General features: G+C 57.5%; 13 protein-coding genes, 2 tRNA genes and 1 pseudogene. 7 read left to right on the forward strand and 9 right to left on the reverse strand.

The window, feature by feature from the left end:
- Window positions 1–173: 173 nt before the first annotated feature.
- From ACEQWH_RS04885 to ACEQWH_RS04910, 6 genes are all read right to left on the reverse strand, one after another.
- Window positions 174–248, reverse strand: a tRNA-Glu gene (locus ACEQWH_RS04885).
- 36 nt (window positions 249–284) lie between these two features.
- Window positions 285–359 (reverse strand) — tRNA-Glu (locus ACEQWH_RS04890).
- Between the two features lie 213 nt (window positions 360–572).
- Window positions 573–2,321: a single-stranded-DNA-specific exonuclease RecJ gene (gene recJ / locus ACEQWH_RS04895; RefSeq protein WP_370228594.1), complete on the reverse strand. Its 1,749-nt coding sequence runs from the start codon at window positions 2,319–2,321 to the stop codon at window positions 573–575.
- Window positions 2,318–2,881: a cysteine hydrolase family protein gene (locus ACEQWH_RS04900; protein ID WP_370228595.1), complete on the reverse strand. Its 564-nt coding sequence runs from the start codon at window positions 2,879–2,881 to the stop codon at window positions 2,318–2,320. The genes recJ and ACEQWH_RS04900 overlap by 4 nt, the downstream gene beginning before the upstream one ends.
- A 2-nt stretch (window positions 2,882–2,883) precedes the next feature.
- Window positions 2,884–3,849: a class II fructose-bisphosphatase gene (gene glpX, locus ACEQWH_RS04905; protein ID WP_370228596.1), complete on the reverse strand. Its 966-nt coding sequence runs from the start codon at window positions 3,847–3,849 to the stop codon at window positions 2,884–2,886.
- 71 nt (window positions 3,850–3,920) lie between these two features.
- Window positions 3,921–5,207 carry a homoserine dehydrogenase gene (locus ACEQWH_RS04910; protein ID WP_370228597.1) on the reverse strand — a complete coding sequence of 429 codons (1,287 nt, stop codon included), beginning with the start codon at window positions 5,205–5,207 and terminating at the stop codon, window positions 3,921–3,923.
- Window positions 5,208–5,345: 138 nt separating this feature from the next.
- On the opposite strand from ACEQWH_RS04910, the pseudogene ACEQWH_RS04915 reads away from it, so the two are divergent.
- Window positions 5,346–5,939: pseudogene (locus tag ACEQWH_RS04915) on the forward strand (TetR/AcrR family transcriptional regulator).
- Window positions 5,940–5,971: 32 nt separating this feature from the next.
- Here ACEQWH_RS04915 and ACEQWH_RS04920 read toward each other — a convergent pair.
- Entirely contained in the window at window positions 5,972–6,883 is a 912-nt protein-coding gene (locus tag ACEQWH_RS04920) for a pirin family protein (RefSeq protein ID WP_370228598.1), read from the reverse strand.
- A gap of 696 nt (window positions 6,884–7,579) precedes the next feature.
- On the reverse strand, window positions 7,580–8,971 hold the full coding sequence (locus ACEQWH_RS04925; protein ID WP_370228599.1) for an aminotransferase class V-fold PLP-dependent enzyme: 1,392 nt from the start codon (window positions 8,969–8,971) through the stop codon (window positions 7,580–7,582).
- 119 nt (window positions 8,972–9,090) lie between these two features.
- Here ACEQWH_RS04925 and ACEQWH_RS04930 point away from each other — a divergent pair, with 119 nt between their 5' ends.
- The 5 genes from ACEQWH_RS04930 (at window position 9,091) to arsJ (ending at window position 13,407) form a co-directional block, all read left to right on the forward strand.
- Entirely contained in the window at window positions 9,091–9,555 is a 465-nt protein-coding gene (locus ACEQWH_RS04930; protein WP_370228600.1) for an Lrp/AsnC family transcriptional regulator, read from the forward strand.
- A 109-nt stretch (window positions 9,556–9,664) separates the two neighbouring features.
- Window positions 9,665–10,030, forward strand: a complete 366-nt coding sequence (locus tag ACEQWH_RS04935; protein WP_370228601.1) for an ArsR/SmtB family transcription factor — start codon at window positions 9,665–9,667, stop codon at window positions 10,028–10,030.
- Window positions 10,027–11,085: an ACR3 family arsenite efflux transporter gene (gene arsB, locus ACEQWH_RS04940; RefSeq protein ID WP_370228602.1), complete on the forward strand. Its 1,059-nt coding sequence runs from the start codon at window positions 10,027–10,029 to the stop codon at window positions 11,083–11,085. The genes ACEQWH_RS04935 and arsB overlap by 4 nt, the downstream gene beginning before the upstream one ends.
- 23 nt (window positions 11,086–11,108) lie before the next feature.
- A complete protein-coding gene (locus ACEQWH_RS04945; protein WP_370228603.1) occupies window positions 11,109–12,107 on the forward strand; it encodes an ArsJ-associated glyceraldehyde-3-phosphate dehydrogenase in 999 nt (332 codons plus the stop codon).
- Window positions 12,108–12,174: 67 nt separating this feature from the next.
- Window positions 12,175–13,407 (forward strand): organoarsenical effux MFS transporter ArsJ, encoded by a 1,233-nt coding sequence (arsJ, locus tag ACEQWH_RS04950; RefSeq protein WP_370228604.1) that lies wholly within the window; start codon window positions 12,175–12,177, stop codon window positions 13,405–13,407.
- Here arsJ and ACEQWH_RS04955 read toward each other — a convergent pair.
- Window positions 13,376–13,906 carry a BLUF domain-containing protein gene (locus tag ACEQWH_RS04955; protein WP_370228605.1) on the reverse strand — a complete coding sequence of 177 codons (531 nt, stop codon included), beginning with the start codon at window positions 13,904–13,906 and terminating at the stop codon, window positions 13,376–13,378. The genes arsJ and ACEQWH_RS04955 overlap by 32 nt on opposite strands.
- 219 nt (window positions 13,907–14,125) lie before the next feature.
- Here ACEQWH_RS04955 and lepA point away from each other — a divergent pair, with 219 nt between their 5' ends.
- The gene (gene lepA, locus ACEQWH_RS04960) at window positions 14,126–15,928 is read left to right on the forward strand and encodes a translation elongation factor 4 (protein WP_370228606.1); all 1,803 of its coding nucleotides are present in this window, start codon (window positions 14,126–14,128) and stop codon (window positions 15,926–15,928) included.
- Window positions 15,929–15,995 lie beyond the last annotated feature (67 nt).

Here is a 15,995-nt window from a genome sequence, read left to right on the forward strand (position 1 = left end):
GTTTTCTTTTTCGATCAATACCTCAGCGAAATTGACCAACAGGTTCTGGACCAGATCGCCCAAGGCGCGTTTCGCGTTGGCCCCTCAAGTCTCAAATCGATCTGGGTCGGCGACACAGAGATCGGCTCGGGGCGGCTTGGACGTCAGTTTCGCGTGGAAGAGCAAGATTGATGTGGCAGCCCGTAGGGGAATCGAACCCCTCTTTCCAGGTTGAAAACCTGGCGTCCTAACCGATAGACGAACGGGCCACATGCGACGTCTGCGTCGCGATCACATGCTTCAGCTGGCAGCCCGTAGGGGAATCGAACCCCTCTTTCCAGGTTGAAAACCTGGCGTCCTAACCGATAGACGAACGGGCCGTGCCGAAGCGTAGGCGGTATTTATGCAAAGCCTCTTGGTCGCGCAAGCGGAAAGTTACGCTCAAAGACAAATATTGCGCCGATTTTAAACCACCGCCGCATGCGCAAAATCGACCCGTCATTCCCGCTCAGTTTCACTGGGTACACAAGGCACGAAGAATACGTGTTTTTCTCTTGCCCAAAATATCCCCGCCGGAGGCATCCACATGGGGCCTAGGACGCAGGGGCCGCGTCTTCCAGGCGCAACTGCACGGTCTGGCGACCACCCCAGGTGTTGATGTCCAGCCGTCCGGCCAGATGAAACCGTGCGCCTTTGTGGTTTTCCAGCGCAGGCCCCAGAGCGGTGTCAAAGGCGCCAAAACAAATCGCTTCAAGGCGGGCGTTCAGCCCGTCAGAGAAGGTGATTTTCAGATGGCTGTCACCGATCCGTTTGGCAAAGCGGATTTCCACGTCGGGAAAGGCAAATCGCGGCGCCGGGGCCGAGGCTCCAAAGGGGCCGGCGGTCTCAAGCTGGGTGACAAGATCAATAGAGGCCGCGCCGGGCATCAACATGCCATCAAGCTTCAGGTCCGAGGGGCCGATCCGGTCTGCGCCTTGTTGGGCCAGCAATTCAGACAGCCGCGCCATTGCGGGCTCTAGTTTATCGCGGGCAACAGTCAGGCCTGCCGCCATTTTGTGTCCGCCGCCCTTCATCAACAAACCTTCGGCGGCCAGACGCTGGATCGAGGCGCCCAGATCGATGCCGCTGACCGAACGTCCAGAGCCTTTGCCGATGCCCTCTTCATCAAACCCGATGACAATCGCAGGACGGTTGGTGGCTTCTTTCAGACGCGAGGCCACGATGCCGACAACGCCGGGATGCCAGTTCTCGCCAGCCGCCCAAACCAGGGGGGCGTCTAAGCCGCGTTCTTCGGCCTGATCCATCGCCGCTGCGCGAACCGAGGCTTCGATATCGCGCCGCTCGGTGTTTAACTGGTCCAGGCGCTCGGCAAGCGCTTTGGCCTCGTGCATGTCTTGGGTCGACAACAACCGTGCACCCAGATCCGCTTGCCCGATGCGCCCGCCTGCGTTGACGCGAGGGCCCAGCAGAAATCCTAGATGATAGCTGTTGGGCGCGGTGTCCATGCGGCTGATGTCTGACAGGGCGACAAGGCCCGGCCGGTCGCGACGCGCCATGACTTTCAGGCCCTGACGCACCAATGCACGATTAACCCCAATCAAAGGCGCGACATCGGCGACAGTGGCCAGCGCGACCAGATCGAGCATCGACATAAGGTCTGGCCCCGCCGTGCCGCTTTCGCGAAGCTGGCGATTGACCTCAACCAGCATCAGAAACACCACTGCCGCGGCGCACAGATGGGCGAGGTCTCCGGTTTCGTCCTGCCGATTCGGGTTTACCACAGCGTGGCAGTCAGGCAGCGTTTCACCGCCAAGGTGGTGATCCAACACGACAACATCGGCAGCCTTGGCCGCGGCGATCGGGCCATGTGACAGGGTTCCGCAGTCAACACAGACAATCAGATCATGCGCGGCGGCAAGTTGCGCCATGGCCTCTTCGTTTGGGCCATAGCCCTCGTCGATGCGATCGGGCACATAAAGTGTCGCGTCCCGCCCCATTGCACGCAGCCACGTCACCAGCAGCGCAGCCGACGTGCCGCCATCGACGTCATAGTCGGCAAAGACAGCTATTTTCTCGCCTGCTTTGGCACCGGCCAGAAACCGCGTCGCGGCGCGTTCCATGTCTTTCAGGCTGCGAGGATCGGGCAGCAAGTCGCGCAGGGCAGGCGACAAGAAGCTCTCGGCCTCTTGCGCCCCCACACCACGCCGCGCCAGCAGCTGGCAGACAGGGCGGGGCAGGGTCGTTGCCTGCTCGAGCGCTTCGGCGGCGCGGTCGATGTCTATGCTTGGGCCGACCCAATGGCGGCCCGTCAGAGAGCTCTCGACACCCAGAAAGGCCGTCATGAAAGATCTGCCAGAATCTGCGCCGTTCTGCGCGCGGTGACGAATTCGCCATGCAAGTGGCTGACCGCTGAGTCGTGGATCTGCTGCGCGGTCATCTGCGGTGCGGTGTCAGACCAGCCGGCGTTTGCGTTGGCCTCAAAGGCTGCGCAGGCGTCGTGGGCCAAGGTGACCTGAAATCCAAGATTTGCCGCCATGCGCGAGGATGTGGACACGCAATGCGGCGTGGTCAGGCCGCAGACCACCAAATCGGTTACAGAGAGCTGGCGAAGATGCGACTCAAGACTTGTCCCGATGAAGGCTGAATTCACCGATTTCTCAAAGATGGGCTCGTCCGACGTGGGCGCAACCTGCGCCATAAACTCGGTACCGCCGGTGTCGGGGCCAAGCGGGCTGTTGGGCTCGACGCTGACATGTCTGACGTGGCATACCGGCCAGTCTTGTGTGCGCCAAGCGGCCAGCAAATCTGCGGCATTGTCTTCTGCGGCCGGATTGTTGCGCGCGCCCCAGACGGGGTTCTGAAACCCCATCTGGATATCAATCAAAAGCAGCGCGGTGCTCATGTTTACTCGACAGGCGAGCGATAGGTCATGCGCCGCACAGAGCCGGACTTGGAACGCATCAGCAAAGTGGTGGTTTCCAGCCAGCCGGGTTCGCGTTTGATGCGCGGCAGCAGGGATCCACCGGTCACGCCGGTTGCGGCAAAGATCACATCGGCGGTGACCATCTCGTCGCGGGCATAGATGCGATCCAAATCGGTGATGCCCGCTTTATGGGCGCGGCCACGTTCGTCGTCGTTGCGGAACAGAAGGCGGCCATAGATCTGGCCCCCCATGCATTTCAGGGCCGCGGCTGCGAGCACACCTTCAGGTGCGCCACCTTCGCCCATATACATGTCGATACCCGTGGTAGAGGCTTCGGCACAGTGCATAACGCCGGCAACGTCGCCGTCGGTGATCAGGCGGATCGATGCGCCGGTCGAGCGGACTTCGTCGATCATCGCTTCGTGACGCGGGCGTTCCAGAATACAGACGGTGATGTCCTTGGGCTGACAGCCTTTGGCCGCGGCCAGAGCGGTCACACGCTCGGCAGGGGACATATCCAGCGTGACAACACCCTCTGGATAGCCTGGCCCGATCGCCAGTTTTTCCATGTAGACATCAGGCGCGTGCAGCATCGAGCCGCGTGGCCCCATTGCAATCACGGTCAGCGCGTTTGGCATGTCTTTTGCGGTAAGGGTCGTGCCTTCAAGCGGGTCCAGCGCGATGTCCACGCCCGGGCCGTTTCCGGTACCAACTTCTTCGCCAATGAACAGCATGGGCGCTTCGTCTCGTTCGCCTTCGCCGATCACGACAACACCGGCGATGTCCAGCAGGTTAAGCTGTTCGCGCATGGCGTTGACAGCGGCCTGATCTGCGGCCTTTTCATCGCCACGGCCGACCAGAGATGCCGACGCAATGGCCGCCTGTTCAGCAACACGGGCCAAGCCCAGGGAAAGCAAACGATCGTGAAATTCTGGCTGGGTGCTCATAAGGCGTCCTCGTTGATGGTCTGGGGTCTGGTTTAAGGGTGTATCAATCCCAAGACAAGAAAGGGTTTAACTCAAACGGTTTCGATGCGCAGCGCCACGGGATCAGACGCCAACACGCCACTGTCTTGCATCAAAGCAATGGCGTCGTTGACCGCAGAGCGCTGGGTTTTATGTGTCACAATCAACACCGGTGCCGCACTGCCGTCGTGATGACGCTGGCGCATCCGGTCAATCGATACACCGGTTTCGCCCAATGCGGTTGCGATTTTTGCCAGCGCGCCGGGGCGGTCCAGCAGTGACATGCGCAGATAATATGGTGCCGGAGAATTAGAGTGCGCAGGAGTCGCCTTGGTCAGCTCTGCCGCAGGTACCCCAAACGTCGGATAACGCACGCCCCGCGCCACATCGCAGATGTCGCCTACAACCGCGCTGGCGGTGGGGCCTTCGCCCGCTCCCGGACCGCGCAGCACAATTTGCTCGACCGCGTCGCCTTCGATCACGACCATATTAGTGCCGCCCTTCAGCTGCCCCAGTGGGCTGTCTTCGGGCACAAGGCAAGGGGTCATGCGCTGTTCAAGGCCACGACCTGTCAGTTGCGCGACGCCGAGAAGCTTGATTTTGAAACCCATTTCAGCGGCAAGGTTGATGTCTTCGATTGCGATGCGCTGGATGCCTTCCAGCTCCATTTTGTCAAAGCTCACCTGCGTTCCAAAGGCGATGGACGCCAAGAGCGCAAGTTTGTGACCGGCATCAATGCCACCGACATCAAGGTTCGGGTCGGCCTCAAGATATCCAAGCGCGTCTGCTTCGGCGAAAACTTCGTTATAGGGCAGGCCCGCGTCCTGCATACGCGTCAGGATGTAGTTACATGTGCCGTTCATCACGCCCATGACGCGCGAGACATCGTTGCCCGCAAGCCCTTCGGTCAGCGCTTTGATCACCGGAATGCCACCTGCAACGGCCGCTTCGTAGCGCACCACACAGCCTTTGTCCTCGGCGCTTGCCGCGATGGCCTGACCGTGATGCGCCAGCAAGGCTTTGTTCGCAGTGACGACATCCTTGCCAGCCGCAATGGCTGCCTCGATTGCGTCCTTGGCCGGACCTTCGTCGCCGCCGATAAGTTCGATGAACACATCCACATCGTCACGTTTTGCCAGCGCAACGGGGTCGGTTTCCCATGCGTATTGATCAAGGCTTACGCCACGATCCTTGTCTTTGGACCGCGCAGACACTGCGGTGATGACAATGGGGCGACCTGTTCTTTGCGCCAGAAGGTTTGCTTTCTGGCGGATGATCTTGACGACGCCGACGCCAACCGTGCCAAGCCCTGCAATTCCAAGGCGCAAAGGGGTGGTCATAACTGGCTCCTGTGACGGTGTATTTCTCGCATCCTCTACCCTGTTCCTTTCACAGCTGCAATCGGCTAACGGTTTTGACAGCCTTCCTTTGTCTGGCTAAATATAAGAACAACTGTTCAATTCCTGTTAGGGCATCCCTTGGCGCGCACCTCTGGCTCTCATGCCAAAATCACCGGACCGAAAATTCAAGAGGCCGCGCAAAGGCTGTTTGCGCTGCATGGCTATGCCGCTGTGTCCATGCGTCAGATCGCGACCGAAGTTGGTGTGCAGGTGGGGGCGCTTTATAACTATACCCCTGACAAACAAACACTTTTGGCAGGTCTGATGACGTCGCACCTGACCGAACTTCTGGCGGCTTGGGAGGACGCGGCGCAGCCCTCTGCCGCCGGGCAGCAGCTTGAGGCGTTTGCGCGGTTTCACATCCGGTTTCACAAAGAGCGCCCTGATGCGGTCTTTATCGCCTAGATGGAGCTGCGCAATCTGAGCCCTGAGCAGTTCGAGGGTGTCGAGGCGCTGCGGCGGCAGTATGAGGCGACTTTGGAAGAGATCCTGAAGGCTGGTGTCCGCGAAGGCGTGTTTTCCATACCCGACACGAAAGTGGCAACCATGGGTATTATCGCCATGTTGACCGGGCTGAATACGTGGTTCCGCGATGACGGGCGGCTGAGTTTCAGCGAGGTCGAAGATCTTTACTGGGGAATGGTCCGCAATTCGGTGGGGCTGGCAGAGTAGGGCGACCTGATCTGGCCGCCCTTACGTCGGGCTCAATGCGCTGGCTGAATAAACGTGCCGTTGCGCAGTTCGGTGAAGGCTTTTTGCAGCTCTTCCTGCGTGTTCATGACAATCGGGCCATGCCAGGCGACGGGTTCCTGAATTGGCGCTCCTGAAATCAGCAAAAAGCGGATGCCTTCCTCACCGGCCTGAACAGTGACCTCATCCCCGGTGCCAAACCGGATCAAAGTGCGATTACCAGAGAGGTCGCGGATGTTTACCTCTTGGCCCGCGACCTCTTTTTCCAGCAGAACACCCGTTGGGGCGCTCGCATCCGAAAATGCACCTGCGCCTTCAAAGACATAGGCAAAGGCCCGACGGTAGGTATCAACCGGGAAGGTCTTTTTCACCCCGGGCGGCACATAGATGTCCAGATACTGAGGGTCAGCGGCAATGCCGTCCACCGGACCCGTCTTGCCCCAAAACGACCCGACAATGACTTTGACACGCGTGCCGTCGTCCTCAAAAATCTCGGGGATCTCTTTTGACTCGACGTCCTGATAGCGCGGCGCGGTCATTTTCAGATCAGAAGGCAGGTTCGCCCAAAGCTGAAAACCATGCATTTGCCCATTGGCATTCCCGTGCGGCATTTCCTGATGCAGGATCCCGGACCCTGCGGTCATCCATTGGATGTCTCCCGCGCCGAGGCTGCCGGAATTGCCCAGACTGTCGGCGTGATCGACGGTTCCTGACAGCACATAGGTGATGGTCTCAATCCCCCTATGCGGGTGCCACGGAAAGCCGCGTTGAAAGTCTTCGGGGCGCTCGTTTCTGAAATCGTCAAACAGCAGAAACGGGTCCAGCTCGGACGGATCCTGAAAGCCAAACGCGCGGTGCAGGTGAACGCCAGCGCCCTCCATTGTGGGGACGGCCTGACGGGTTTCTAAAGTAGGTCTAAGCGACATGATCACTCTCCTTTCAAACCAACACCTAGGGCTGGGCTGTGCGGCTGCCAATGCCTGGATATGTGCCTGAATGAACGAGACTTGTGCACTGGCCCCGTTGAGGTGGTCTCACGTGGCGCGGTTCGTTGTGTTCATCGTGCGCGTATTGGCGGCGGGTTTCGCGAAATGCGCCCGATTTTCGCGCCGTGACTGGTGCGTTCAGATACCATCAGCGCGATCACAGGGACCATCAGCGGGGTTGGTTTACAGCGTCAAGTTTTCACTTATAGCGCAGAAAATTCCAACACCATCGAGTGATTATCCTTGATAGTTTCATTTTTCGAACAATTTATGGAGTTGCGGAGAATCGGAAAAGAATTTTTCGGCCATGGCATGCGCGACTTTTAGTAAAGTTATGCACAGTGATTTGGTGGGGTGAAGGTGTATTTTCTGCTTTATTTATAATAGCTTAAGAGGTGGTTGGAAAAGATATTAGTTCGCAGGTGGAAACGTTCTCCACAAGTTTATACAGCGCGCGGTGTGGGGCGGCTACTTGTGAATTGCGGAGAAACTGAAATTGTACATTTGTATAATAGAGCAAGGATAGACAAGAATTAATCCACAGGTGGATAAGTCTATTCTTGTATCTTTTTCAAGAAGGTAGAGGGGATAGTGAAAGTTGTTTTCATCACTTTCCCCCAGCTTATTAACAGCGTCTTAGGCGGCTGCAACCGTGTTTTTCGCGCGATAGGCGGAAATCAGCGCGGGAATTGCCTCTAAAACGTACGTCACGGTCTCTTCATCCATCATGTAGCTGAAGTTCAGGCGTACAAATCCAGGCTTGTCTTTGTCGTCACCCGCCAGCAGATCCGCGCGCAGCTCGGCTGATGTTTCATCAGAAATGGACAGCAGCCGATGCACATAAGGGCCCGCACAGGAACAGCCGCCACGGGCCTGAATCCCGTAGTGATCTGACAGCGCACGTGTGAAATCCTTGTAGTCAAACCGAACGCCCTCTGCATCCGTCGGAACGAAGGAAAAGATCGGCAGGCGGGTTTGGTTTTCTGGCGCCAAAAGGTGCAGTCCGGGCACGTTCGACCAGGCTTGAAAAACCCTTTCGCTCAACTCTTGATTGCGCTGCGCAATTGCGTCGTTGCCGACCACGTCCTTGACGATCATCGCCAGTGCTGCGCGGATGTCGCCGATCACATTTGGTGTGCCGCCTTCCTCGCGTTGCTCCAGCCGCGCGACATAGTCGTGGGTGGTTTCATTCACAAAGACCACCGTGCCACCGCCGGGCCGCGAGGGGCTTTGCGTCTGTACCGCATCGCGCCGCACGATCAACACGCCTGATCCGCCGGGGCCGCCCAGAAACTTGTGAGGGCTGCACACCATCGCGTCGATCGCCACGCCACCCGGCGCCATAGACATCGGCAGATAGGGGCCGCCGCCGGCGTAATCCCAGACCACCTTGCCGCCGGCCTCTTTTATGGCCTGCGTCACCGGGGTAGGGTCTGTGCACACACCAGTCACGTTAGAAGCGGCTGAAAAAGCCCCTATGATCTGCACATCGCGCGGAATGTTGCGCAGCGTGGCTTGCAGATCGGCGAGGTCAACGCCGCCATCGGGGGCCTCGTTGATTTCGATCACAGTCGCGCCGCTCTCACGCCATGGCAGCAGGTTTGAGTGGTGTTCATAGGGGCCAACCAGAACCACGCTCGGTTTTGATTTGACGTCAAACAGGTGAACCAGCTGATTCAAACCGGTTGTCGCGCCTGATCCGCCAAAGATCACCGCGTGTTCTGTGGGATTTGACCCGCATTTGTCTGCAATGACAGCACGCGCCTCTTCGCGCATCTGCGTCATGGCCGCGCCACAATGACTCTGTTCGGTGTGCGAGTTTGCGTAGTAGGGCAGGACGTTCTGCAAAATGAAGTCTTCGACCTGCTGCAGCGCACGACCAGAGGCGACGTAATCCGCATAGATCAGAGGTTTGCGGCCAAAGGGGGTTTCGATGTGGATCCCTTTGCCGATTTCGCCCTGCGCAATGGAATTGACGGGGGCTGGCGCGCTGCGCAGTTGGTGTTCAAACATCTCAAGTTTTTTCATTTTTTCACTCACTTGATCGAAGAATTTCCTCATTAGTCCAATTTTAGTCTGAAAAATTTGAGAAAATGTTATCAAATTTACTGGACAAGCTGCCAATCTTGTGTCACTTGATAGAGAAAATGGAAAAAACAGACGAAATTGATCGCCGCATACTGAATGTGATCCAGGTGGACGCTGCTTTATCGCAGCGTGATATCGCCGACCGGGTTGGGCTTTCTCAGAATGCGCTATGGCGACGGTTAAAACGTCTGGACGAGGCAGGTTTCATACAGGGCGCCCGGACGCGTCTGAACGCGGCGCAGCTGGGGCTGGATCTGACAGTGTTTGTCATGGTCCGAACGAGAAACCATTCGGTCGAGTGGGCAGAGGGATTCCGCAAACATGTGGCGCTGATCCCTGAGGTTCAGGAGCTTCACCGCATTGGTGGCGACTGGGATTATATGCTCAAGGTCGTCACGCGCGGCATGTCGGGCTATGATGCCGTTTATCGGCGGATCACAACAGGCATCGAGCTGGACACGGTGACGGGACTGTTTTCGATGGAAGCCATGCTCGAAGATCGCCCGCTGAACGTCTTTGGGTAAGAGCGATTTGGTTCGCCTGTGGACCTGAGGCCGACACATCCCACCTTTTTCATAAAAACTTCATAGAACTGTGTGGATCGCGGTGAAATATATCGATACTTCTTGATGTATGGATAAGACCGACTCTCTCACCGCCTTCGCAGCGCTCAGTCAGGAAGCCCGGCTGGATGCATTTCGTCTGCTTGTGCAGGCGGGGCAGGCGGGCATGTTGGCTGGCGAAATAGCCGATGCTTTGGGGGCGCGGCAAAACACGATGTCTTCGAACCTTGCTGTTTTGCTGCGAGCTGGTCTGATCAGCAACCAACGCGAGGGGCGTGGCATTCGCTATGTCGCCAATATGGAGGGGTTGAAGGGGCTGTTGGCCTATCTGCTGCAGGATTGCTGCGGTGGCCAGCCTGACCTGTGCGCGCCCCTGATTGACAGCCTTACACAGACCTGCGCGCCGCAAGGTGCAACGAAAGAAAACATCACATGACAGACTCTCATTTACCTGATCAGGTGGCCGCTGGCCTTGGAACGTTCGAGCGCCTTTTGTCGCTTTGGGTGGCCTTGGCCATTGTGGCGGGCCTGGTGCTGGGCAGCCTTGTTCCGGGCCTGTTTGCAACGCTGGCCGCGCTTGAGGTCGCCTCGGTGAACCTGCCGGTTGCGGTTTTGATCTGGGCAATGGTCTATCCGATGATGGTGGGCGTCGACTTTGGTGCGCTCAAGCAGATTGGCGAACGTCCTAAGGGGCTGGTAATCACGCTTATTGTGAATTGGCTGATCAAGCCGTTTACCATGGCTGCCTTGGGGGTCTTGTTTTTCGAGGTCGTCTTTGCCGGGATGATTTCACCAGAGGACGCGCAGGCCTATCTTGCGGGCGTGATCCTGTTGGGCGCAGCGCCCTGTACGGCAATGGTTTTTGTCTGGTCCAACCTGACCCGAGGTGATGCGACATATACCCTTGTGCAGGTCAGCGTGAATGACGTGGTGATGGTGTTTGCCTTTGCGCCGATCGTCGCCTTTCTTCTGGGCGTCAGCGACATCACCGTGCCTTGGGAAACGCTGATCCTGTCGGTCATCCTTTACGTCGCGCTGCCGCTGGTCGCGGGTCTGATCACGCGCAATCGTCTGATGCAAAAGGGCGGAGAGGCCGCGGTTGATGCCTTTAAAGAGACATGTCGTCCGGCCTCGGTCGTGGGGTTGCTGTTCACTGTTGTGTTGCTGTTTGGCTTCCAAGGGCAGGTGATCCTGGACCGGCCGCTGGTCATTGTGCTGATCGCTGTGCCTTTGCTGATCCAAAGCTATGGCATATTTTTCGTCGCCTATGGCGCAGCGCGTGCCTGGAAGGTTCCGTTCAACGTGGCGGCCCCGTGCGCCCTAATCGGCACATCCAATTTCTTTGAGCTGGCCGTCGCCGTCGCGATCAGCCTGTTTGGTCTGGGGTCGGGCGCGGCTTTGGCAACTGTTGTGGGCGTGCTGGTGGAAGTGCCGGTCATGCTGTCTCTTGTGGCTTTTGCCAATCGCACGCGCGGTTGGTTTCCAAAGTAATCCTATTCTAAGGGTCTAAAATCATGACAAAAATCGCAATCAACGGATTGGGGCGCATGGGCAAGCTGGTGCTGCGCCGCCTGTTTGACATGGGTCTGGGTACCCAGATCGACTTTATCAACGATCCGTTCGGAGAGATTTCGACGCACGCGTTGCTGATCGAGTTTGATACCGTGCATGGACGCTGGGACGGCGATGTCAGCTTTGATGATGACAGCATCACGGTGCGCGGTCACAAAATTCCGTTTCACCGGGAAAAAGCACCGGCCGATCTGCCGCTGGCGGGTGTTGATCTGGTTGTGGAGTGCTCTGGCAAGTTCAAAACCTCGGACACGCTGCAGCCCTATTTTGATGCGGGCGTCAAAAAAACGGTCATCTCTGCGCCGGTAAAAATCGATGAGGCCGCCAATATCGTTTATGGCGTGAACCACGATATCTATCAGGACCAGCGTATCGTGACGGCGGCAAGCTGCACGACAAACTGCATTGCGCCAGTAGTCAAAGTCATGCTGGAGAACTTTGGGATCGAGCAGGCCTCGTTCACCACGATCCATGATGTGACCAACACGCAGACCATCGTCGACAAACCGCACAAAGATCCACGTCGCGCGCGTTCTGCGCTGAATTCTTTGATCCCGACCACCACAGGGTCCGCCAAAGCGATCATTCAGATCTATCCCGAGCTGGAAGGACGCATCAACGGCCATGCGGTGCGCGTACCTTTGCTGAACGCGTCGCTGACGGACATCGTGATTGACGTGCCGCGCGACGTCACAGTCGAAGAGGTCAACGCAGCGATGAAAGCCGCAGATCAGGGGGCGCTGCGGGGCATCCTGGGCTATGAAGATCGTCCGCTTGTCAGCTGTGATTTCACCGATGACGACCGCTCTACAATTGTCGATGCGCCCTCTACCATGGTGGTCAACAAGCGTCGGGTGAAAATCTATGCTTGGTATGACAATGAATGGGGCTACGTCTGTCGCCTTGCGGATATCACAAAGATGGTTGCAGCCAGCCTCTAAGGGCCTGGCACGTCATGAAAACCCATTGCCGCAGCCCGCTAAGGGCTGTGGGATGGAGGAGGCAAAGATGACGCAGACGAACGGGCTTGCCGCCTATATCACTGTTACCGCGGCCTATTGGGCCTTTATGCTCACGGACGGTGCGCTCAGGATGTTGGTGCTGTTGCACTTTCACACGCTGGGCTTCTCGCCCGTGCAGCTGGCCTATCTGTTCCTGCTGTATGAATTCATGGGAATTGTGACCAACCTGTCGGCCGGATGGATCGCAGCGCGGTTTGGGCTGACGATCACGCTTTATGTGGGGCTTGCCATTCAGGTCGCAGCACTCGTTGCACTCTCGCAGCTTGATCCCGCCTGGAGCGTCGCTGCCTCGGTGGTCTTTGTAATGTCTGTGCAGGGTTTGTCGGGCGTCGCGAAAGACCTGTCCAAAATGTCCGCAAAGTCGGCGGTCAAGGTGCTGGCCCCGAAAGAGGGCGGCGGTCTGTTTCGCTGGGTCGCCATTCTGACCGGGTCCAAAAACGCCGTCAAAGGCTTTGGGTTCCTATTGGGCGCGGGCCTTTTGGCCATCGCAGGGTTTCAGACAGCGGTCTGGGCAATGGCTGCGGTGCTGACCCTTATTCTGATTGGCACAATGATCTTTATGCCCTCTGGTCTGCCCGAAGGGAAAAGGTCGGCCAAGTTCAGTCAGGTCTTTTCCAGCGATCCTAACATCAATCGGCTGAGCCTAGCGCGAATGTTCCTGTTTGGCGCGCGAGATGTGTGGTTCGTCGTTGGCATTCCGATCTATTTTTATTCGGTTCTGTCCGACGGCACCCATGACGGAAATCGTGCGGCATTTTTCATGATCGGTACGGTTCTGGCGCTTTGGATCATTTTATATGGCCTGGTTCAGGGCTTTGCGCCGCAGATCCTGCGGGCAAAGAACAAAGACACCGCCGAAGTTGTGCGATCCGCGATCCTGTGGGTTGGGATGCTGACCCTGATCCCGCTCGCGCTGTCTGCGGCGGTTTGGGTCAACGCACCGGGCCTGACGGCCATTGTGGTGGCCGGCCTGCTGCTGTTCGGGTTTGTCTTTGCGATCAACAGCTCGGTGCACAGCTATCTTATTCTGGCGTTCACCAGTGAAGAACGCGTCACGATGGACGTGGGCTTTTACTATATGTCAAACGCCGCAGGCCGGCTCTTGGGAACCTTGCTGTCTGGTGTCAGCTATCAGGTCGGTGGCTTGACGCTCTGTCTGTTCACGGCCGCCCTGATGGCGCTCGCCTCTACGCTTGCCGCCCTGCGCCTGCGGCAATAGCGTCCAGAAACTCTGGCTGCGATTGCACCTGAGGCGTAAAGCTTGGGCCGTCAAAGGCGGAATGCAGGCTGACGTCTTCGATATCGGCGGCAAAGGCCTCGAAAAAGGTCGAGAACATAGGGTCTTGTTTCGCGCGCGCCATGGTCGGCTGCTCGCCCAGCGTCGTCAGGTCAAACAGGCGCGGGCGCCCAATCAGGGCGTCTGCGGAACTTGGCACAAAGCTGAGATTCCAATCGTCAAACAGGCGATCTTCAAACATGTCGTCTTGAACGATGGACAAATTGTAATGCCACCCTTGGGACTCTGCGCGTACAATTGAATTGGACACCAATTGCGCATCGCCCTCACGAATGTGAATCATGGATTTGCGATGATATGCCGTCAGGCCGGTAAGGTCGTCCCGTGCTGCATTCTCTGATGCAACATCATACAGCTTTTGCACGTCCGCGTCGGCCATGTGATCGTGGGTACTGCAGAGGTAAATTACACGTCTATACATGGTTGCCTCTTTCTTTATTTTTTAAAATACTCATAAAAAAGTCACTCGCACTGTCCACAAGTGTTGATCGCCAATTCTGCATATGTCAATTCAATTCCTCAACCTATGGTAGTGACCGAACGTTAAATTGCGCAAGCGTATACCTGCCGTTAAGAATTGAGCGCGCTGGATCGTCGGTCCCCATTGACCAAGGCGCAATTTGGGGACATATGCCTTGCCATGACAAAGCTCTCGAAAATCCGCAATTTCTCTATTGTTGCTCACATCGACCACGGGAAATCCACACTGGCTGACCGACTGATCCAATCCACCAATACGGTGGCGGATCGGGACATGAAAGAACAGCTGTTGGACTCGATGGATATCGAGCGCGAACGGGGCATTACGATCAAGGCCAACACGGTTCGGATCGACTATAAGGCCAACGACGGTGAGGACTATGTCCTGAACCTGATCGACACCCCCGGCCACGTGGATTTCGCCTATGAAGTCAGCCGCTCGATGCGCGCGGTTGAAGGCTCTTTGCTGGTTGTGGACGCCTCTCAAGGGGTCGAGGCGCAGACCCTCGCGAACGTCTATACAGCGATTGAAGCCGACCACGAAATTGTGCCGGTTCTCAACAAAGTTGACCTGCCAGCCGCAGAGCCAGAGCGCGTGGCAGAGCAGATCGAAGATGTGATCGGCATCGACGCCACCGACGCCTGCCTGATTTCCGCGAAAACTGGGCTTGGTATCGAAGACGTCCTTGAGGCCGTCGTCACCCGCTTGCCTGCGCCCAGCGAGGGCGACGAGACCGCACCGCTGAAAGCCATGCTGGTGGACAGTTGGTATGACGCTTATCTGGGCGTGATCGTTCTGGTGCGCATCATCGACGGCACCTTGAAAAAAGGTCAGCGCGTCAAGTTTATGTCCAACAACACGCTGCACCACGTGGACCGCGTCGGCGTATTCCGTCCCGAGATGGAACAAGTCGATCAGCTGGGGCCGGGCGAGCTGGGCTTTCTGACCGCGTCGATCAAACAGGTGCGCGACACCCGCGTTGGCGACACGATCACCAACGACAGGGGCGGCGTGGAAACACCCCTGGATGGCTTTAAGCCTGCACAGCCGGTGGTGTTCTGTGGCCTGTTCCCGGTCGACTCTGCTGAATTCGAAGATCTGCGCGACGCGATCGACAAGCTCGCTCTGAACGACGCGTCGTTCTCTTACGAAATGGAAACCTCGGCCGCATTGGGCTTTGGCTTCCGCTGCGGCTTCCTTGGCCTGTTGCACCTCGAAGTGGTCCGCGACCGGATCGAGCGCGAATACAACATCGAGCTTATCACCACCGCGCCCTCGGTGATCTATCACGTCTATATGAAAGACGGCGAGATGATCGAGATGCACAACCCCGCCGACATGCCCGACATGTCCAAGGTTGATCACCTCGAAGAGCCACGCATCAAGGCGACGATCCTTGTGCCCGATGACTATCTCGGCGACGTGCTGAAGCTGTGTCAGGACCGTCGCGGCATCCAAGAGGATCTCACCTATGCGGGCAGCCGCGCGATGGTGGTCTATGATCTGCCACTGAACGAGGTGGTCTTTGACTTCTATGACCGTCTGAAATCGGTGACCAAGGGCTATGCGTCCTTTGACTATCAAATGACTGGCTATCGCGAGGACAACCTTGTGAAGATGTCGGTGCTGGTGAATGACGAGCCAGTGGATGCGCTTTCCACCATGGTCCACCGCGACCGCGCCGAGGCGCGGGGTAGGGCAATGTGTGAAAAGCTTAAGGATCTGATCCCGCGCCACATGTTTAAAATCCCGATCCAGGCGGCCATCGGCGGCAAAGTCATCGCGCGCGAGACCCTATCTGCGCTGCGCAAAGACGTGACGGCGAAATGCTATGGCGGCGACGCGACCCGGAAGAAGAAACTGCTGGAGAAGCAGAAGGCCGGTAAGAAAAAGATGCGTCAGTTCGGCAAAGTGGATATCCCGCAGGAAGCGTTTCTTTCTGCGCTGAAGATGGACAGCTAAAGCCCATGCTTTGCATGGGCAGCGCGCGACCCGACCCCCATGGGGCGGGCGCTTTGCACCCACCCCT

The organism is Cognatishimia sp., from assembly GCF_964229375.1.
GTDB lineage: Bacteria > Pseudomonadota > Alphaproteobacteria > Rhodobacterales > Rhodobacteraceae > Cognatishimia.